The sequence below is a fragment of the Kitasatospora sp. NPDC057518 genome, assembly GCF_042802075.1.
Lineage (GTDB): Bacteria > Actinomycetota > Actinomycetes > Streptomycetales > Streptomycetaceae > Kitasatospora.
This window is the reverse complement of record NZ_JBHVEU010000014.1, coordinates 17,395-35,953: the sequence shown is the minus strand read 5'-3', so window position 1 is coordinate 35,953 and position 18,559 is coordinate 17,395. Positions and strand designations below refer to the sequence as shown.

The following is an 18,559-nucleotide window of genomic DNA, read 5'->3' as shown; positions in this document are numbered from 1 at the left end:
GCACCCATGCCGGGTTCAACCGCTGGTTGAGGCCGAGCTCGCATGCCCGCTCCTCCAGCCTGACCAGCGAGGTCGTATCGAGGACCTTCAACTCCCGAGGCGCCGGCTCATCCGAGTTCATCGCCCCCATGCTGCCCGATGGCACCCCAGCGCCTGGAACCGACCATCGAAGATCATTTCGTTAGGAGTTCCTACTCCTGGATGGTGGACCGACGCCGCGCACGTATCGCACGACGAGGGCGTACCCGCGGATCGACGACTCTCAGCCTCTGCGGCGAGGCGGGTTCAACCTGAGCCTGTTCCTTATGGTGCGGCTCGGTTTCGCTAGCGTGGCGGGTGTGAGCGGACCGGTCCGGTCCGGTCGCGTTCGATCAGCGTGGCGGGGCGTTTGACGGTCTTGCCCACGTCGCAGCGGGGGGCTTGGTCCGGTTCGGGACGCCGGCCGGCCTGGGCCCGGGCGGGTCGGCTTGGGTGCACGTTGTCTGTAGTCGGCCCTACTCGGCGTCCTGTGCCTCGATCAGGTCGAGGTCGCGAACGCAGAAGGTGTGGTGCTCGAAGGTCTCCTTGAGCACCGTGCCGAGGCACTGCCGCACCAAGCGGCCCCGGGCGTACGGCGGCCAGACATCGTCGTCGGGCACCGGCGCTCGCGCTGCGAGCTGCACGGCGGTGACCTCATCGAGCCAGGCCTCAAGCTCGGCGGCCTGCGCGTCACGCACGCTCACGATCTCGTCGAGGGCCGGATCGAGCGAGAGGTCAAGCCCGTGCGCTCCACGGTAGGGCTCGACGGTCGGCCCAGTGCCCATCGGCGTGAACAGCTCCGTCGAGCCCAGGCAGCAGCGGCGGAACCACGAGTCGTGGACGAAGACCAGGTGGCGCATCGTCTGCACCGCCGACCACTCGTCGTTCACGCTGCGGCGCTCGATGCCGGGCGTACGGCGGATTCGCTCGATCGTGGCGGCCCAGCCGGCATGGAGCTGACGCGATGCCTCGCGCAGATCGTCAGGGTCCTCGGAGCGGATCAGCACCCGCACCGGATGACGCCGGTCGAGCTCTGCCTCGACGTACTCGGTGACCTCGACACCGTTCACTACGAGGTTGGTGACGTGCCCGTCGATCACGGCATCCTGCATGACGACGCCGATCAGGCGCGCCCCGGTCAGATCGCACTCGCGGAACTCCGCACTGTGCAGATCCTCGTCGATATATCGCGTCATGCTCCGCATACTAGGTCCGAGCGCCGACAAGCCGGCCTCCCCGGTTTGACTTAGCTTGTTCCTTGGCATCGGGCCCTGATTGCGCTCGTCGATGGCTCACTCGTTCGGGTGATCGGCGGACATGGGGACGGCCCGGTCGTGATCCTGACTCTGCGAGGAGATCGAGGAATCGACGACGGGGCCGTGCCGATGAGTGTGCTCCGACTTGCCACCCGGCGAGACATGTTCGTGGAACTGTCACTCTTCCGGGAGGACTACTACGCCAGCCTGTCCGCGCGGGCGGACGCGTTCTTTGAGCCGACCGACGCGCTGCTGTGCTCGGATGCGCCCACCCGTACGCCGGTGGAGCTGTCACTGACCGCCGAGCACCGCCGCAGCTACGGCTCCCTGTACGGCGCGCTCGACCACGGCCGTCTGGACACCGAGCTGCCGCGGGACCTGCTGGCCGAGCTGCCACTGCCCCGCTTCGCGGGCCGGATCGTGCTCACCGTGGACGTCTCGCCGTGGCTGCGCTCCGACGCCGCCTGCTCGCCCGAGCGGCTGTTCTGCCTGGTCCACGGCCGCGCTGGCCAGGCGTCCAACCACGTGGTGCCGGGCTGGCCCTACTCGTTCGTCACCGCGCTCACCCCGGACCGGACCTCGTGGACGCAGGTCCTGGCCGTGGTCCGCCTCGGCCCGACCGACGATGCTGCGCTGGTGACCGCCGCCCAGCTGCGGCAGGTGGTCCGGCGCCTGGTCGCCGCGGGTCAGTGGCGCGACGGCGACCCGGACATCATGATCGTGATGGACGCGGGCTACGACCCGATGCGCCTCGCGTACGTGCTGCGGGACCTGCCCGTCGAGGTCGTCGGCCGCCTGCGCCCGGACCGCGTCCTGCGACTGGCGAAGCCGCCTACGTCTACGACCCGAAGCGCGGGCCCCGCTTCCCACTCGCCGACCCCGCCGCCTGGCCCGAACCCACGCTGACCACCAGGAACGACACCCCGCGCTACGGCAAGGCCGAGACGACGGTGTGGGACCGGATCCACCCCTACCTCACCCACCGCTCCGCCTGGATCGGCGACGACGGCGAACTCCCGCTGGTCGAGGGCACCCTGATCCGGCTGAAGGTCGACCACTTGCCCGGCGACCGCGACGCGCCACCGGTCTGGCTGTGGTCCTCCAAGACGGGCGCCACCGCCGATGACGTCGACTTCATCTGGTCGAGCTACCTGCGCAGATTCGACCCGGAGCACACCTGCCGCCTGTTCAAGCAGACCCTCGGCTGGGCCCGACCCAGGCTCCGCTCCCCGGAGGCCGCGGACCGCTGGACCTGGCTCGTGATCGTCGCCCACACCCCGCTCCGCCTCGCCGCCCCACTCGCCGCCGACCAGCGCCGCCCTTGGGAGAAGACCAGCCGCCCCGGCGTCGCGCTGACGCCGACCCGCGTCCGCCGGGGGTTCCGGAACATCCGACCCCCACCTGCCCAGTCCGGCCCGTGCGCCCAAACCCAGCACGCCCGGCCCCGGCCGGCCACCCGGCATCCCGAACCGGACGAAGGCCACCCCCTGCGACGTGGGCAGGACCGTCAAGGTCCCCGCCACGCTGATCGAACGCGACCGAACCGGACCACAGCGATCAGCGCCCCGGTGAGCACGCCCCCACCCCGTTGGTCAAGGATCAACCTGAGTAACGGCGCAGGAAGTCGGCCAGGCGGCAGGATGTGGGACCCCGTTCCGGAAGGGGGCCGGGAGCAGGGACCGGATACAGCTGGCCGGCGGCGCTGGTGGAGGGTTAGGCCACGAGGTGCAGGGGTGGGTGTCGGAGGTGTGGGGGTGCGGGGGGGGCGTGCGTAGCGTTGCCGGATGACCGAAGGGACGCGGGGCGGCGGCGCGGCGCAGGTGAGTGCGGCTCATGTGATGGCGCCGGCGGTGGTGTTCGCCATTCCGGTGCTGAAGCTGGCGTGGACGCTCGGGGGTGGGGACGCGGCCCGGGACGCGCTGCTGGCGATGGGGCCGGCGAACTGGGTGGACGTCGTCATCGGGATGTTCTTCGCCGAGCCGGTGCTGGCGGTCGTGCTGGCGGCGGTGCTCTCCTACATCGGCTATGCCTACCGGGCCGCTCACGGCGGGGCCGCCCGGCGCCAGGGGCGGGCCCTGGCGGAGACGGCGGCCCGGGCGGCGATCCTGCCGGGGGCGCTCGGGGTGGTGGTCGGGGCGTTCAACGGGCTGTGGTGGGGTGTGGCGGCGGGCGTCCTGGGCTACCTGTTGCGGCTCGGCGTGGTGGCCGAGTACCGGACGGGCGCGCGCTCGGCCGACACCGGCCGGCGCACCGGGCGGACCGCCGTGGCCTTCGGGCCCCGGGCCGTCGAGGCGGTCCGGGTCGCGGCGCTGCTGCTCTCCCTGGTGGTGCTTCCGGTGCTCTCGGTCGTCGCCGCCCTCGACGGCCGGTCCTGGACGAGCGTGCTGATGTGCGACGTCGACACCGGCGCCGGCCCGCAGCGCGCCCGGCTGGTCGAGCTGGACCGTCAGGCTCCGGGCGTCGTCGGCTGGGACGTTCCCGCCCACGAGGTGGTCAGCGGCACCAACTGCGCCGCCGACCCGGACGACGTCCTCCGCGCCCCGTGGTGGCGCCGGTAGGGCCGACGACCGGACAGGCCGGTCCGATGATGGCCCTCCTCCCTCCGAGGTCATGGCGTACCTTCGCTGGAACGCGCCTCCGTGGGCGCCGTCCACGTCGATCGGGCGGCCGCCGGGCTGCCCGGAGCCGCTGCGGACCGGGAGGGGCGGGGCGGCCGGTGGGCTCAGTAGATCAGGTAGCCCGGGCGGTGCCCTTCGTCGTCGATCTCCCCGGTCGCCTGGGCCCGCAGCTTGCGGGACAGTTCCTCCAGGGCGCGGGAGGCCGCGACCTCCTCGCCGATCCTGGCGAGCGGACGGTCGTCCGCGCTCTTCACGGACTCGCCGTGCGCGCTCAGGCCGGGCGCCCTGGCGCCGGTCAGCCTGGCGTCACACGCCGTGTGCACGCCGTCTTCCTCGAACCTCAGCTCCACGTCCCACTGGTTGTGCATGCCACACCTCCTGGCGGCGGCCCCCGTCGCGCCTGTCCGGACCGGCACGGACGGTGACCCGTGGCGGCCGCTCACACCAGCGTGCGCCTGCCCTGCCGATGGCGGCAAGCGCTGCCGGAGGGCCTGGTGGCCCGCCCCGTCGCGGGCGTGTCGTGCGATCGGCTCGGGCACCGGCCCGGCGGTAGGCTGACGGGAGCGGCCGCGACGCCCGACCCACCTCTCGGACTCGTCGGCGCGGCGCGGGCAGCGACAACCTGGTGGTCCCTCCGTGGCGGTCTTCCTCCTCGCTCTCAGCGCGGCCTGCTGTCTGGGGCTCGGCTTCGTTCTCCAGCAGCACGCGGCTCAGCAAGCCCCGCGCTCCGATCTGCTGCGCTGGCGGCTGCTGCTGGACCTGATGCGGATGCCGCAGTGGCTGCTCGGCACCGGGTTCATGGTCAGCGGGCTGATCCTCTCGGCGTTCGCGCTCAACCAGGGCGAGGTGTCGCTGGTCGAGCCGCTGCTGGCCACCAATCTGATCTTCGCGATGGCCCTGGCCCGGGTGCTGACCCGTCAGACCCTGGGCCGTTCCGGCTGGGCCGGGGTGGCGCTGCTGGCCCTCGGGGTGACGGCCTTCATCGTGGCCGGGCGGCCGACCGGCGGGGGGCCGCCCGCCGGGGAGCTGCGGCACTGGCTGGTGGTGGGCACCGTGGTCGGGCTGGTGGTGCTGCTGGTCTCGCTGGCCCGTCGGCTGCCGCTGTTCGAGGAGGCGACCTTGCTGGCGCTCGCCGCCGGGCTGCTCTACGGCCTCCAGGACGCGCTGACCCGGACCACCACCCAGCGCCTCGACCACGAGGGCCTGGCCGCGGTGCTGCGCAGCTGGCAGCCGTACGCGGTGGTGGTGGCGGGGGTGGTCGGGCTGCTGCTGGTGCAGAGCGCCTTCGAGGCCGCGCCGCTGCGGATGTCCCTGCCGGCGCTGACCGCCGCCCAGCCGCTGGCCGGGATCGCCTGCGCGGTGGGTTTCCTCGGTGACCGGTTGCGGGTGACCCCGGGGGCGTTGGCGTGGCAGTCGGTCGGGCTGTTGGCGATCGTGATCGGGGTGATCGTGATCGGCCGCCATCCGGCGATGCCCGGGACCGCACGCGACACCCTGGAGAGCATCGGGGCGCCACCGGAGGACGAACCCGGGGACGAAGCCGGGGACGGACCGGAGGACAAGGCCGGGGACGGAGCGGAGCAGGGGCCCGAGGGGGACGACCGCCCCGGGAGCACCGGCTAGGCCACGATGTGCTGGAACGCGCAGGCGGACGCCGTGGCCGGTGGGCTGGTCGCGGTCACGGGCGTGGCGTGTGTGGTCCGTGCCCGTCGGGCCGGCCGGCCCGAGCGCTTGCCGCTCGCCGCGCTCCCCCTGGTGCTGGGCGTGCACCAGCTGATCGAGGCGCTGGTCTGGCTCGGTACGGACGGCGGGCTGCCGGACGGCCTCGCCGGAGCGGCCCGCACCGCCTGGGCGGTGGTCGCCCTGCCGCTGCTGCCCGTCCTGGTCCCGGCCGCCGTGTGGTGCGCCGCCGTCGGACCGCGCCGCCGGTGGCTCGCCGCGCTCACCCTGCTCGGTGCGGCGGTCGCCGTCCCGCTGGCCGTGGCCGTCGGCTCCCATCCGGTGACGGCCGCCGTGCACGGCCACACCCTGGGCTACGCGGTCGGCATCCCGTACCCGGCCCTCCTGCTGGCCGGTTACCTCCTCGCCACCGTCGGCTCCCTCCTGGTGAGCGGCGACCGCCTGCTCCGCCGTCTCGGTCTCGTCACCGGTGCGGGCGCCGTCGTCTGCGCCCTGGTCTGGCACCTCGCCTTCGTCTCCACCTGGTGTGCCCTCGCCGCCCTGGCCAGCCTGTTGCTGCTCCACTGGGCGGGGCACCGCCCGGCGGATGAGCCCGGCCCGGTCACCGATCGGGCCCGCTAGCCACGCCCGGGGGGCGGCTTACGCGCTGCGCGCCGGTTCCGGCTCGACGGCCGCGTCGGCCACGCTGTCCGCTTGGCCCGAGCGGCCACGGAGGCGGTCCATCTCCCGCCACTCGGGGCGCAGCCCGGCCAGCGTGGTGGTCGCGAAGTACAGGGCGCCGGCCGCGATCAGGCTGGGTATGAGGCCGACCGTGGCGACCGCCGCACCGGCGACCAGGCCGCCGAGCGGGATGCCGGCCCAGGCGAGGGAGTCGCCGAGGGCGTGGACGCGGCCCAGCAGGTGGCGGGGCACCCGCTCGAAGAGCACCGCGCCGAGGATCGGGTTGAGGAAGCCGGAGCCGAAGCCGCCGATCGCGAAGACCGTGATCACCAGCCACATCGGCGCGCCGAGGGCGAGCACCATGAAGCGCGGTGCGCCGCACAGCAGGAAGCCGGTGAAGAAGACCGTCCGTCGGGGCAGCCGGGAGGCGACGGCCGCCGCTATCAGGCTGCCGACGACCGCGGTGGCACCCATGGAGGCGGCCAGCAGGCCGATGGCGGCCGGTCCGTTGCCGGACTCCCGCGCCCAGACCGGGACGAGGACGGTGATGAACCCGGCATCGATCAGGTTGGTGATCCCGATCATCACGATCACGGTGAGCAGCAGCGGCTCCGAGCGCAGGAACGTGAAGCCCTCGCGGAACATCCGCCAGTAACCCGCGGGCTGCTCCTCCCCGGACGCGTCAACGGCCGGATCGGCGGACGGATCCACGGCCGTGGCGGGCACCGCCGGGCGCCCCATGCCGCGCGGGAGCGCGACCGCGATGATCAGCGACCCGAGCGCGAAGGTGACCGCGTTGATCGCCAGCCCGGCCAGCGGGCCCATCAGGGCGACCAGCCCGCCGCCGACCGCCGGCCCGATGGTGGAGGCCAGCCGCTCGGTGACGCCCGACAGCCCGGTGGCGCGCTCCATCGGCACCCGGGCGTGGTCGGCCGCCTCCGGGACCATGACGGACTTGGCCAAGTCCCCCGGGCCGCGCATCGCCCCGATCACCGCGACCATCACCAGCAGCACCCAGAACGGAAGCAGCCCCTGCGCGTGCAGCAGCGGGACCAGCCCGGCCGCGACGGCGCTGACCGCGTCCGTCGTCCAGGACACCACGCGCGGCCCGAGCCGGTCGACTAACGGGCCCGTCAGCGCCTTGACCGCCACGTACGGCGCCATCTCGGCGAACGCGACGAGGCCCGTCATGGTGGCGCTGCCGGTGGTGGCCAGGACGAACCAGGGCAGGGCGATGGCCGAGACGCGCGTGCCCGTCACGGAGACGGCCATGGCCGTCAGCACCCCGGCCAGCGGGCGGAAGCTGCGCCCCGGCGCGTCGGTGGCGGTAGCAGCGGTGGCGGCGGTGCCGGTGGTCATGCGGTCTCCCCCTCGCTTGCGGTGGCGGTGGCGGTCGCGTCCGGCAGGAGGTGGACGACGACGGCCACCTGCTCGGTGCCCTCCGGCGCGGGCCCGCCGTGGTCGATCTGCCGGTAGCGCCGGACCACCTCGAACAGTTCGCCGGACAACCGCTCGGCCTCGGCGGGCGTGAGCTGCAGGACCCGGTCGCTGAGGTCCGTCACCCGGCGCCACTCGCGCGGCATGGTCTCGAAGGCGTCCAGCGTGCGCTGGGCCGTCAGGGTGTGCGCGGCCAGGACGGACCGCAGGAAGCCGGCGGCCGTGTCGAGCTCGTCGTCCGCCATGTCGTCCACCGTCCAGACGGTGAGCGGGTGGGCCGAACGCCACCACCGCTCGCGGGCGTTGCCGCGCTCCTCGTCCTCCTCGACGAAGCCCGCGGCGGCGAGCTGGCGCAGGTGGTAGCTGGTGGCTCCGGAGTTGAGCCCCAGCTGCTCGGCGAGCCTCGTCGCCGTGGACGGGCCGTGCTTGCGCAGGAGCCCGACCAACTGCATCCGCACGGGGTGCGCCATCGCCCGCATGTTCTTGGCGGTGATGGCGATGTGCGGGTCGTCGCTGTGCTTCCAGCCGCGTTCTTCGGTCATGGCAGGAGACTAGAACCCCAAAGAGTTCTTTGCAAAGGGTTTTTTGCGAAAGATCTTTTGCGAAGAAGTCCTTGCGGTTACTCGATCCGCAGTAGGCCACGCCTCCGGGCCCCGCCGGTCGGCGGGTGCCCGGCCGGCCGCTCGGCGGGGGCCCCGGAGCGGACCGCGACCCGGAGCGGGATTGTCACCCGGGCGGCCGAGGCGCACGCTGGCAGGAAGGGCCCGGAAGCCGGCCCACCCCGGTCGGCCGCGGATTCGATGACGGCCGCCGGGGAGCACGAGGGGCAGGGCGATGGCACGCGGGAGGCTCTGGGGCTACGTCGCGACGGGAGCCAAGGCGCTCGGCGCGCTCGGCGGCACCGTCGGCGCGGTCGGCACCGGGCGCCGGGGCGGGTCCGGGCGCATGGGCGCGGCGGCGCCGGCCGGGGCCGAGGAGGGCCCCGGCCCGTACTCGCCCGGCGCGATGGCCGCGCCCAGGGCGCTCGACCGCACCGAGCTGGAGCGGCTGCGGTGGACCGGCCGGCAGGCCGGCTGCGAACCGATGGCCCGGCACGTCCAGGTGGCCGACGTGGTCCGCCGGGTGGTGCGCGGCGGCGGCCGGGCGGCGGCCGTCACGGTCCGGGTGGCCCCCGGGCTCCCGGTGGTGGCCGGGGACGCCCGTCGGCTGGAGGCCGTCCTCGCCGGGCTGGTCGACCACGCGATCCGGCGCAGCCCGCTGGGCGGCCGGGTGCTGGTCCGGGCCGACGTGGCGGGCGGCGCGTCCGCGCTGCGGGCGCCCGGACGGACGGCGGCGACCCGCGCCCGGGTGGAGGTCCGGGTCTCCGACCGGGGCGCCTACGAGCCGCCCGAGGCGCGCGAGCGGCTGATCGCGGGCGTGCGGGCGGACGGCCCGGTCGGGCCCGCCCTGCACCGCCTGGTGGTGGCCGCGGGCGGCCGGCTCGCGGTGGAGCCCACCCCCGGCGGCGGGCTGACCATGGTCCTGCTGCTGACCGTCGCGTACGACTGACGGAGTACACGAGGAAGTACACCCGGCGCCCCCGCCCCACCGACCCTAGACTTGCCCCATGCCCCGGCTCAACGACCAGGTCAGGGAACTGCTCCAGGAGTACGCCGACCTGATCAACATCACCGGCGGGGACGCCTTCCGGGCCCGCGCCTACGAGAAGGCCGCCCGCGCGGTCGGCGGCCACCCCGAGGACCTGGCCGGCCTGGACGTCAAGGGCCTGCAGCAGATCCCCGGCGTCGGCAGGTCCACCGCCGAGAAGATCGCCGGGTACCTCGCCACCGGGACCATCCCCGCCCTGGAGGCGCTGCGCGCCGAGGTCCCTTCCGGCGTACGGGAGATGACGGCCGTCCCCGGGGTCGGGCCCAAGCGCGCCCTGGCCCTCTACCGCGACCTCGGGATCGCCTCGGTGGACGAACTCGCCGCGGCCGCCCGGGCCGAGCGGCTCGCCGACCTGCCCGGCTTCGGCGAGCGCAGCGGCGAGCGGATCCTGCACGGCATCGAGCTGATGCGGCAGTCCGGCGGCCGCACCCTGCTGGACACCGCCACCGAGCTGGCCGAGCAGCTGGTCGGCGCGCTCTCCGCCGTCCCCGGCTGCACCCGCTGCGCGTACGCGGGCTCGCTGCGCCGGATGCGCGAGACGGTGGGCGACATCGACGTGCTCGCGACCGCGGCGGACTCCGCCCCGCTGATGGCCGCGCTCACCGAACTCCCCTACGTCGCCGAGGTGATCGGCAGCGGCGGCACCAAGACCTCGGTCCGTACCACCCAGGGCGTACAGGTGGACCTGCGGGTCCTCCCGGAGGAGGACTGGGGAGCGGCGCTGGTCTACTTCACCGGCTCGAAGGCGCACAACATCCGGCTGCGCACGATGGCCGTCCGGGCCGGGCTGAAGCTCTCCGAGTACGGGCTGTTCGAGGTGGACGGCGGCGCCAAGGTGGTCTCGGAGACCGAGGAGGAGGTGTACGCGGCGCTCGGCCTGCCGTGGATCCCGCCGCCGCTGCGCGAGGACCGGGGCGAGATCGAGGCCGCGCTGGAGGGCGGACTCCCGGACCTGGTCCAGGAGTCCGACCTGCGCGGCGACCTGCACACCCACACCGACCTGACCGACGGGCTCGCCACCCTGGAGGAGATGGTCGACACCGCCGCCGCCCGCGGCTACTCCTACTTCGCCGTCACCGACCACGCCCCGGACCTGGTGATGCAGCGGATGACGGACGAGAAGATGCTCGCCCAGCGCGAGCAGCTGCGGCAACTCGCCGACCGGCACAAGAAGTTGCGCCTGCTGCACGGCACCGAGCTGAACATCGGCCCGGACGGCGGGGTGGACTGGCCACCGGAGTTCCTGGCCGGCTTCGACGTCTGCGTGGCCTCCGTGCACTCGCACTTCGCCCTGGACCGGGCCGCCCAGACCCGTCGGCTGATCCGCGCCTGCGAGAACCCGTACGTGCACGTCATCGGACACCTCACCACCCGCCGGATCGGCCGGCGCGGACCGATCGACGTCGACCTGGACGCGGTGTTCGAGGCCGCCGCGCGCACCGGCACCGCGATCGAGATCAACAGCTCCCCGCAGCGGCTCGACCTGCGCGACGAGGACGTCCTGCGGGCGAGGCGGCACGGCGTGCGGTTCGCGATCGACAGCGACGCGCACGCCACCGGCCAGCTCGGCTACCCGCGCTACGGCATCGGCACGGCGCAGCGCGGCTGGCTCACCGCCGAGGACGTGGTCAACACCTGGACCTGGCAGAAGCTGAAGCACTTCCTCCGCAAGGACGCGGTGCCCAGGTAACCCCGGGCGGGCCCGCCGCCGACGGGCCCGCCGAAGGGCACCCGCCGAAACGTCACTCCCCGCCGAAGGAGGCCCCGGGCGAGGCCAGCACCCGGGCCGCGCTGCGGTGCCCGAGGCCGGCCGCGCGCCCGAGGTCCCCGGTGTCCAGGAAGCCGGCCAGGAACCCCGCCGCGAAGGCGTCCCCGGCCCCGGTGAGGTCGCGCACCTCCGCCACCGGCGGCACCGGCACCATGGCCAGTGGCTCGCCCGGGACGTCGACGGCGGTCGCCTCGGCGCCCGCCTTGGTGACCACCGTGGTGGCCGCCAGCCGGGCCCGCTCCGGCCCCGGCAGGCCGCCGACCAGCAGTCCGAGGAACGCCGACTCGGAGCGGTCGGCGAACACGAAGGTCGGCGCCAGCCCGGCCAGCAGGGCCAGGAAGCGCTCCCGGCCGAAGCGCTCCAGCATCCCGGTCGAGGAGGCGTCCACCGAGGTGGTGCCGCCCGCCCGCCGGACCCGGGCGAGCGCGTCCACCGCCGTACCGCCGACCGGCTCGCCGTCGAAGGAGTAGGCCGGCACGTGCAGGTGGGTCAGTCCGGCCAGCCAGGCGTCCGGGACCCGCTCCAGCAGCGTGGCGGCGCCCCGGTCGGGCAGCATGGTCCGCTCGCCGCCCTGGTCGATCAGCACCACGACGCTGCCGGTCCGGCCGCGCCGGGAGACCCGTACGTCGACGCCGTGGCCGGTCAGTTCGGCGACGACGCCGTCCCCGACCGCGTCCTCGCCGACGCAGCCGAGGAAGCGGGCCGGGTACTGCCCGGCGGCGAAGCAGGCGACGTTGGCCGCGCTGCCGCCGCGCCGCCGGAAGACCCGGGCGCCGGAGTCGGTGCCGTGCCGCAGCGGGCCGTCGGCCCAGACCACGATGTCCTCGACGAGGTCCCCGAGCACCCCCAGCACGGCTCAGGCCCCGGTCTCGACGGCGCCCGCCGAGGCCGCAGCACCCGCCGCAGCAGCACCGGAGGCACCACCGGCCAGCGCCGTCGCGATCTCCCCGCCGAGCCGGACGTTGCCCCGGTACACCTCGACGTTGACGTCCAGGCTGCGCCCGCCGGTGTCCCGCTGGATGAAGTCGAGCAGGAAGGGCGTGGCGCCGTTCCCGGTGACGCCCCGCCGCTCGGCCTCGGCCCAGGCGCGGGCCAGGATGCCGTCCAGTTCCTCCGGCGGCAGCTGCTTGGCCGGGTCGACCGGGTTGGCGATCAGGACGGCCTGCGGCAGGCCGAGCCGGTCGCGGGCCTCGATCACCCCGGCGGCCTGCTCGGGCGACTCCACGCTGAAGTTGATCTCGTGGCCGGAGTCGGTGACGTAGAAGCCGGGGTACCTGCGGGTGCGGTAGCCGATGACCGGGATGTTGTACGTCTCGAAGCGTTCCAGGGTGGCCCGGATGTCGAGGATGGACTTCACGCCCGCGCTGACCACGGTGACCGGGGTGGCGGCCAGGGCGGTCAGGTCGGCCGACTCGTCGAAGCTCTCCGAGGCGCCGAAGTGCACGCCGCCGAGGCCGCCGGTGGAGAAGACCCGGATGCCGGCGCGGTGGGCGAGGAAGGCGGTGGCGGCGACGGTGGTGCCGCCGTGCCGGCCGAGCGCGGCGACCACCGGGAGGTCGCGCAGGCTCACCTTGTCCAGCCCGTCGGCGGCGGACAGTTCGGTGATCTGTCCGGTGCTCAGCCCGACCGTTGGCACCCCGGCGTGCACCCCGATCGTGGCGGGCACGACGCCCGCCGCCCGCAGCTGCCGCTCCGCCTCCAGCGCGACGGCCAGGTTGCGCGGCCGCGGCAGGCCGTGGGTGAAGATGGTCGACTCCAGGGCGACCACCGGCCGGCCGTCGGCGAGCGCCCGGGCGACCTCCTCGGAGACCTGGACGGCGGGAGCGGCGGGGGGAAGAAGTCCGGTCATGATGCGAACTCTCTGTGAGGCTGCCGCTGCGGTGGGGCAACGTGCTGCTCAGCGTATGGACGGTTCACATCGGAATCCAGAATGAGTACTGAGGTTTCTGATAGGCCATCACCTATTGGTTCGTCTACCCTGCCACCCATGGGTTTCACCTTGCGCCAGCTCCAGGTCTTCCTGACCGTCGCCGAGACGCTGCACTTCGGGCGGGCCGCCGAGCGGCTGCACATCTCGCAGCCGACGGTCAGTCAGGAGGTCGCCCGGCTGGAGCGGACCGTCGGCGTCGAGCTGTTCGACCGCAGCCGCCGCTCGGTCGCGCTCACCGAGGCCGGCGAGGTGATGGCCGCCGAGAGCACTCTGCTGCTCCGGCAGGCCGAGACGCTGCTGACCCGGGTGCGGCTGCACGAGGAGTCCCGGCTGGGCACCGCCCGGATCGTCGCCTCGCCGAGCGTGGTGAACCGCCTGCTGCCCGCCGTGGTCAGCCGGGCCGAGCAGGAGCTGCCCGCGCTCGACACCGCCGAACTGGCCGTGGACACCGGGCAGGTCTCCGCCACCCTGGCCGCCGAGCTGGCCGACATCGGGCTCGGCCGCTTCCTGGACGCGGTGGACGGCTACCGGCTGGAGCGGATCGCCGACGAACCGGTGCTGGTCGCGCTCGGCCGGGACCACCCACTGGCCCGCCGGAGCAGCCTGCGCCTGGCCGAACTGCGCGACCTGCCCCTGCTGTTGTGGCCGCGCGAGCAGCACCCCCGCTACTACGACCACGTGCTCGGCCTCTGCGCGGAGCACGGCGTGGACCCGCCGGTGCTGGTCAGCCCGCCCCGGATCGTCGGCTCCCGGCTCTACCTGCTCGCCCGCAACCGCGCCTTCTCGCTGGTGCCCGGCTCGATGACCGGCCACCTCACCGAGGACGTGGCCACCGTACGGCTGGAGGGGCGGGCCGCGCTGCCGCTGGAGATGCAGTGGCGGACGGACGACCGGCGGCCCCGGCTGGCCTCGCTGCGGGACCTGATCCGGCAGGAGGCCGCGGAGTTGGAGGACCGCTGACCCGACGCACTCCGTGACCGGCGCGACCCGATCCACTCCCTGTCCGGCCCGGCCCGACCCACCCGCCGGCCCGGATCCGGCCGGCGCGAATCCTTGACGCTGGCATGCCACCCCCGGAAGGATTCCCGGATCATCCGACCGGCCCGCGGCACCCGCCCGCGGGCCGCCCGACCCCGGGAACCCGCCTTGGCCCTGCGCCCGTTGCTCCGCCGCACCGCCGGTCTGATCGGCGCCGCCGTCCTCACCCTGGCCGGCACCCTCACCGCCGCCGCCCCGGCCCACGCCGACTTCGGCACCGACTACCACGACCCGGTCACCGCCACCAAACCACTCACCCGCCCCGACACCCGCTCCTGCACCGTCGAGGTGATGCACGAGCGCGAGTTCCGCAACGGGTACGGCAACCCGCCGGACACCCCGTACAACGCCACCCTCGCCCCGCCCGCCGACTGCGCCGGCCCCTGGTCCGCGGTGGTCATGGACCTCCACGGGCAGGTCGCCGGGCGGCAGTTCGACCGGATCTTCAGCGTCCGCGTCGGCGGCGTCCAGGTGCTGCTCTCCTCCACCCCGGAGCCGTCCAAGGACGGCATCGCCTGGAACGTCGAGCGCGACGTCACCCGCTACGCCCCGCTCTTCGCGGGCGGCCCGCAGGAGTTCTCCTTCGACCTCGCCAACGTCACCGACGCCACCTACACCGGCGTCTTCACGATCAGCGCGAAGCTGACCTTCTACACCGCGGACGCGCACTGGCCGGCCGCCCGCTCCGCCGACCGGCTGCTCACCACCGGCCCGTTCGGGCTCACCCAGGCCGCCCCCGCCGCCGGGCGCGACCTCGTCTTCCCGCAGAACCTCGAACGCCTCACCGCCGAGGTCTACGCCCGGGGCGGCGGCGCCTGCGAGGAGTTCGCCTACGCCTCCGCACCGGACGCCTTCGCCGCCGCCAACCCCGGCAGCGGCATCTGCGGCAAGGGCCCGTTCCGCGAACTGCGGCTCACCGTGGACGGCCGGGTGGCCGGCGCGGTCTGGCCGTACCCGGTGATCTACACCGGCGGCTGGGACCCGCTGCTCTGGCGGCCCGTGCCCGGCGTCTTCGCCTTCGACCTGCCCGCCTACCGGCTCGACCTCACCCCGTACGTCGGACTGCTGCTGGACGGCCGGCCGCACAGCGTGGGCGTCACCGTGAACACCGCCGAGGCGCAGAGCAACGACGTCTGGACCGGCCAGGTCAACCTCTTCGCCGAGACCGACCACGGCGCCGCCCGCACCACCGGACAGCTCACCGACCACCGGGTCGCCCCGGAGGCCACCGTCGCCACCGACCTCGCCGACCACGGCGGCGGCAGCGGCGACTGGACGGTCACCGCCGCCCGCGACGACCTCGCCCGGGGCTGGGTGCAGACCTCGCACGGCCGGATCACCACCGAGGTCCGCGACGAGCTCGCCTTCCGCTCCGCCCAGCGGCTGCGCGACGGCGGCAACGACGTGACGCTGCACAACGGCACCGACCTCACCCGCACCACCGCGACCTGGGGCGGCGGCCCGCACCGCACCACCACCGTGCACGAGGGCGAACCGCTGGACGTCAGCTACCGGGTGAGCCGCGACGCGGCCGGGAACACCGACCAGACCACCGCCATGGAGCTCGGCTACCACCGCGAGGCCACCGCGGCGACCGGCGGCCACGTCACCGAGCGCTCCACCGTCGACCACACCCTGCGCCCCACCGCCCGGCGGCACGACGGGGACCGCACCGTCCGGACCGGCGGCAGCACGGAGGAGTACCGCAGCACCGGGCCCGACGGGCCGTACCAGCGGACGCTGACCTTCGTGGACGGCTGGCCGCGCCCCTGACGGAGGTCTCGTCGCCACGCAGCCCCGCAAGCCGATCCACCCCGGATTGCCCGAGTTGCGAAAATTGGTTGGATTCATACCGTTCACCCCTGGTGCACAGCCCGCAGGAGGCGCATGATGGGAGATGGACCTGCGAGGTAGCTGAAGGAGTTCGACCGCAGGAGGCAGTGGCGACGGATCGAGACGGATCAGGGTCCGACGCTGGATGACTACCTCGGTCGACGATCGAACTACCGGCCGGAGGACTTACGTCCGGAGGCCACCCCCACCTCGTAGGTTCCGCGCGTCCACGGAGCATCCCCTCGGCCCCGTGGGCGCGCACCCGTCTCCGCGGCACCCCTGCTACCGCTCCTGCGCCGCCCAGCCCATCTCCCAGGCGTGCACCGCGATCCCGACCCGGTTCGCCACCCCGAGCTTGCGCTGGATGCTGGCGACGTGGGTCTTCACCGTCCCCGGCGAGATGAACAGCTCCGCGGCGATGTCCGCGTTGGTGCGGCCCGCCGCGACGTGCCCGGCGATCTCCACCTCCCGCTCGGTCAGCGGCACCACCGGCGCGGGCCGCCGCCGCTCCGGGCGGCGCGGCGCCGTCACGTGCCGCAGCAGCCGGACGGTGACCGACGGGCTGATCAGGCTCTCCCCGTCCGCCGCCGCCCGCACCGCCTCGGCCAGCAGGGACGGGCCGGAACGCTTCAGCAGGAAGCCGGACGCCCCGTGCCGCAGGGCCGGGTACACGTACTCGTCCAGGTCGAAGGTGGTCAGCACCACGACCCGCACCGGCTCCGCCACCCCCGGCCCGGCCAGCCGCCGGGTCAGCTCCAGTCCGTCCATCCGCGGCATCCGGATGTCCACCAGCGCGACGTCCGGCCGCAGTTCGGCCGCCAACTCCAGTGCGGCGAGCCCGTCCGCCGCCTCGCCCACCACCTCGATGTCCGGCTGGGCCGTCAGGATCCGCCGCACACCGCGCCGTACGGCCTCCTGGTCGTCCGCGATCAGGGTGCGGATCACCCGCGGGCCGTCGCCGTTCGTCCTCGTCACGCCCAGCAGTGTGACGCACGGGTGACGGACGGGAAAGTTCACGCGGCGGACCCGGCGCGGTTCACCTTCGTCCGGTGGGCTGGCCGCCATGAACGATTCCAGTGGACGTCTCCCCGTCAGCAGGCGCGGGCTCCTGGCCGGGGCGACCGGCGTCGGCCTCGGCGGTGCCGTGTCCCTCTCCGGCGTCTCGGCCGCCCCTGCCGCCGCCTCCCCGGTGCTCTGGCAGCGGCCGGACCGCTCCGGCGCGCCGCGGGTGGCCGGCCTCCACCTCCAGTTCGGCTCGGACGCCTCCCGCGAGGTGGTGGTCTCCTGGCACACCACCCGGTCCGTCGGCAACCCCCGGGTGGTGTACGGGACTTCGAACGGCGGCTTCGGCCGGACGGTCCAGGCCGCGACCCGCACCTACCGGGACGCCGCGTCCGGCACCGAGGTCCAGACGCACCACGCCCGGCTGACCGGCCTGCGCGCCGACACGGACTACGTCTACGCCGCCGTCCACGACGGCACCACCCCCGAACTCGGCACCGTCCGCACCGCCCCGCGCGGCCGGTCCGCCTTCACCTTCACCAGCTTCGGCGACCAGGGCACCCCGACCCTCGGCAAGAAGACCGCCAACGGCTACGTGAACGACAACCTCGGCAGCCCCGCCGCCGGCGACACCACCGCCGGGGTCGAGCGGATCGCCCCGCTGTTCCACCTGCTCAACGGCGACCTCTGCTACGCGAACATCGCCACCGACCGGGTCCGCACCTGGTCCGACTGGTTCGAGAACAACACCCGCTCGGCCCGCCACCGCCCCTGGATGCCCGCGGCCGGCAACCACGAGAACGAGAAGGGCAACGGCCCGATCGGCTACGGCGCCTACCAGGCGTACTTCGAGCTGCCGGACGCCCGCTCCGACGCGGAGACGCGCGGCCTGTGGTACTCGTTCACGGCCGGCTCGGTGCGGGTGATCAGCCTCAACAACGACGACGTGGCCTACCAGGACGGCGGCAGCAGCTACGTCCACGGCTACTCCGGCGGCGCCCAGCAGCGCTGGCTGGAACGGGAGTTGATCGCGGCCAACGCGGACCCGGGGATCGACTGGATCGTGGTCTGCATGCACCAGGTGGTGATCTCCACCGCTGACAAGTTCAACGGCGCCGACCTCGGCGTCCGCGAGGCCTGGGTGCCGCTGTTCGACAAGTACGGCGTGGACCTGGTGGTCTGCGGCCACGAGCACCACTACGAGCGCTCGCACCCGATCCGCGGCCAGCAGCCGACCGACACCCGCACGCCGATCCCGGTCTCCACCGGTACCGAGACCATCGACACCACCAAGGGCACCGTCCACATGGTCATCGGCGGCGGCGGCACCTCGGCCCCGTCCAACCAGCTCTTCTTCAGCCCCGCCAAGGCCCGGGTGATCACCGGCGTCGGCGCCGTCGACCCGGCCACCGGCAAGCGCCCGCCGGTGTACGTGATCGAGGACGCCCCCTGGTCCGCCTTCCGGGACGCCGACAACCCGTACGGCTTCGCCTCCTTCGACGTCGACCCGGGCGGACGCAACGGGCAGACCACGATCGGCGTCACCTACTACTCCGTCAGCGGGCCGTACGGGGACCTCGTCCCGATCGACCGCTTCACCCTGACCCGCCCGCGCGGCACCCGGGGCGGCGGCCGGGGCCACTGAGCGCGACGCACCCGGAAGCGGGGGCAG

The 18,559-nt window shown here is 74.0% G+C and carries 16 protein-coding genes; 9 read left to right on the top strand and 7 right to left on the bottom strand.

The features are described from left to right. Positions 1–494: 494 nt before the first annotated feature. The gene (locus ACFU7Z_RS02820) at positions 495–1,214 is read right to left on the bottom strand and encodes a DinB family protein (protein WP_380775561.1); all 720 of its coding nucleotides are present in this window, start codon (positions 1,212–1,214) and stop codon (positions 495–497) included. Between the two features lie 228 nt (positions 1,215–1,442). Between ACFU7Z_RS02820 and ACFU7Z_RS02815 the strand changes: the two genes are divergently transcribed. Both ACFU7Z_RS02815 and ACFU7Z_RS02810 read left to right on the top strand, forming a co-directional pair. Then, positions 1,443–2,180 carry a transposase gene (locus ACFU7Z_RS02815; protein ID WP_380775559.1) on the top strand — a complete coding sequence of 246 codons (738 nt, stop codon included), beginning with the start codon at positions 1,443–1,445 and terminating at the stop codon, positions 2,178–2,180. 878 nt (positions 2,181–3,058) lie between these two features. Beyond that, on the top strand, positions 3,059–3,832 hold the full coding sequence (locus tag ACFU7Z_RS02810; protein WP_380775557.1) for a hypothetical protein: 774 nt from the start codon (positions 3,059–3,061) through the stop codon (positions 3,830–3,832). A 164-nt stretch (positions 3,833–3,996) separates the two neighbouring features. Here ACFU7Z_RS02810 and ACFU7Z_RS02805 read toward each other — a convergent pair whose 3' ends face one another. After that, complete coding sequence (locus ACFU7Z_RS02805; protein ID WP_049655929.1) at positions 3,997–4,260, bottom strand: dsRBD fold-containing protein; 264 nt, start codon at positions 4,258–4,260, stop codon at positions 3,997–3,999. A gap of 268 nt (positions 4,261–4,528) precedes the next feature. Between ACFU7Z_RS02805 and ACFU7Z_RS02800 the strand changes: the two genes are divergently transcribed. Continuing rightward, on the top strand, positions 4,529–5,515 hold the full coding sequence (locus ACFU7Z_RS02800) for a DMT family transporter (protein ID WP_380775555.1): 987 nt from the start codon (positions 4,529–4,531) through the stop codon (positions 5,513–5,515). Between the two features lie 6 nt (positions 5,516–5,521). Further along, on the top strand, positions 5,522–6,193 hold the full coding sequence (locus tag ACFU7Z_RS02795) for a DUF6629 family protein (protein ID WP_380775553.1): 672 nt from the start codon (positions 5,522–5,524) through the stop codon (positions 6,191–6,193). Positions 6,194–6,211: 18 nt separating this feature from the next. On the opposite strand, the gene ACFU7Z_RS02790 is transcribed toward ACFU7Z_RS02795, so the two are convergent. Continuing rightward, on the bottom strand, positions 6,212–7,591 hold the full coding sequence (locus tag ACFU7Z_RS02790) for an MFS transporter (RefSeq protein WP_380775551.1): 1,380 nt from the start codon (positions 7,589–7,591) through the stop codon (positions 6,212–6,214). Continuing rightward, on the bottom strand, positions 7,588–8,211 hold the full coding sequence (locus ACFU7Z_RS02785; protein WP_380775549.1) for an ArsR/SmtB family transcription factor: 624 nt from the start codon (positions 8,209–8,211) through the stop codon (positions 7,588–7,590). Before ACFU7Z_RS02785 ends, ACFU7Z_RS02790 begins: the two co-directional genes overlap by 4 nt. A 292-nt stretch (positions 8,212–8,503) precedes the next feature. On the opposite strand from ACFU7Z_RS02785, the gene ACFU7Z_RS02780 reads away from it, so the two are divergent. Further along, positions 8,504–9,217 (top strand): sensor histidine kinase, encoded by a 714-nt coding sequence (locus ACFU7Z_RS02780; protein ID WP_380775547.1) that lies wholly within the window; start codon positions 8,504–8,506, stop codon positions 9,215–9,217. A 58-nt stretch (positions 9,218–9,275) separates the two neighbouring features. Then, positions 9,276–11,006 (top strand): DNA polymerase/3'-5' exonuclease PolX, encoded by a 1,731-nt coding sequence (gene polX / locus ACFU7Z_RS02775; RefSeq protein ID WP_380775545.1) that lies wholly within the window; start codon positions 9,276–9,278, stop codon positions 11,004–11,006. Between the two features lie 52 nt (positions 11,007–11,058). On the opposite strand, the gene ACFU7Z_RS02770 is transcribed toward polX, so the two are convergent. After that, positions 11,059–11,937 carry a carbohydrate kinase family protein gene (locus ACFU7Z_RS02770; protein ID WP_380775543.1) on the bottom strand — a complete coding sequence of 293 codons (879 nt, stop codon included), beginning with the start codon at positions 11,935–11,937 and terminating at the stop codon, positions 11,059–11,061. A gap of 3 nt (positions 11,938–11,940) precedes the next feature. After that, positions 11,941–12,933, bottom strand: coding sequence for a pseudouridine-5'-phosphate glycosidase (locus ACFU7Z_RS02765; protein WP_380775540.1), 993 nt, complete (start codon positions 12,931–12,933; stop codon positions 11,941–11,943). A 138-nt stretch (positions 12,934–13,071) separates the two neighbouring features. Between ACFU7Z_RS02765 and ACFU7Z_RS02760 the strand changes: the two genes are divergently transcribed. Both ACFU7Z_RS02760 and ACFU7Z_RS02755 read left to right on the top strand, forming a co-directional pair. Further along, a complete protein-coding gene (locus tag ACFU7Z_RS02760; protein WP_380775538.1) occupies positions 13,072–13,974 on the top strand; it encodes a LysR family transcriptional regulator in 903 nt (300 codons plus the stop codon). Between the two features lie 186 nt (positions 13,975–14,160). Next, positions 14,161–15,825 (top strand): peptide-N4-asparagine amidase, encoded by a 1,665-nt coding sequence (locus tag ACFU7Z_RS02755; RefSeq protein WP_380775536.1) that lies wholly within the window; start codon positions 14,161–14,163, stop codon positions 15,823–15,825. A gap of 342 nt (positions 15,826–16,167) precedes the next feature. Here the strand turns inward: ACFU7Z_RS02755 and ACFU7Z_RS02750 are convergent, their stop codons facing one another. Next, positions 16,168–16,860, bottom strand: a complete 693-nt coding sequence (locus ACFU7Z_RS02750; RefSeq protein ID WP_380741322.1) for a response regulator — start codon at positions 16,858–16,860, stop codon at positions 16,168–16,170. An 88-nt stretch (positions 16,861–16,948) separates the two neighbouring features. Here ACFU7Z_RS02750 and ACFU7Z_RS02745 point away from each other — a divergent pair, with 88 nt between their 5' ends. Beyond that, positions 16,949–18,532, top strand: coding sequence for a purple acid phosphatase family protein (locus ACFU7Z_RS02745; RefSeq protein ID WP_380775533.1), 1,584 nt, complete (start codon positions 16,949–16,951; stop codon positions 18,530–18,532). Positions 18,533–18,559: the final 27 nt, after the last annotated feature.

Coding starts and splice junctions, on each gene's coding strand:
- ACFU7Z_RS02745 (WP_380775533.1), top strand. CDS start 16,949: ATGAACGATTCCAGTGGACGTCTCCCCGTCAGCAGGCGCGGGCTCCTG.
- polX (WP_380775545.1), top strand. CDS start 9,276: ATGCCCCGGCTCAACGACCAGGTCAGGGAACTGCTCCAGGAGTACGCC.
- ACFU7Z_RS02785 (WP_380775549.1), bottom strand. CDS start 8,211: ATGACCGAAGAACGCGGCTGGAAGCACAGCGACGACCCGCACATCGCC.
- ACFU7Z_RS02810 (WP_380775557.1), top strand. CDS start 3,059: ATGACCGAAGGGACGCGGGGCGGCGGCGCGGCGCAGGTGAGTGCGGCT.
- ACFU7Z_RS02805 (WP_049655929.1), bottom strand. CDS start 4,260: ATGCACAACCAGTGGGACGTGGAGCTGAGGTTCGAGGAAGACGGCGTG.
- ACFU7Z_RS02760 (WP_380775538.1), top strand. CDS start 13,072: ATGGGTTTCACCTTGCGCCAGCTCCAGGTCTTCCTGACCGTCGCCGAG.
- ACFU7Z_RS02780 (WP_380775547.1), top strand. CDS start 8,504: ATGGCACGCGGGAGGCTCTGGGGCTACGTCGCGACGGGAGCCAAGGCG.
- ACFU7Z_RS02790 (WP_380775551.1), bottom strand. CDS start 7,591: ATGACCACCGGCACCGCCGCCACCGCTGCTACCGCCACCGACGCGCCG.
- ACFU7Z_RS02765 (WP_380775540.1), bottom strand. CDS start 12,933: ATGACCGGACTTCTTCCCCCCGCCGCTCCCGCCGTCCAGGTCTCCGAG.
- ACFU7Z_RS02795 (WP_380775553.1), top strand. CDS start 5,522: ATGTGCTGGAACGCGCAGGCGGACGCCGTGGCCGGTGGGCTGGTCGCG.
- ACFU7Z_RS02820 (WP_380775561.1), bottom strand. CDS start 1,214: ATGACGCGATATATCGACGAGGATCTGCACAGTGCGGAGTTCCGCGAG.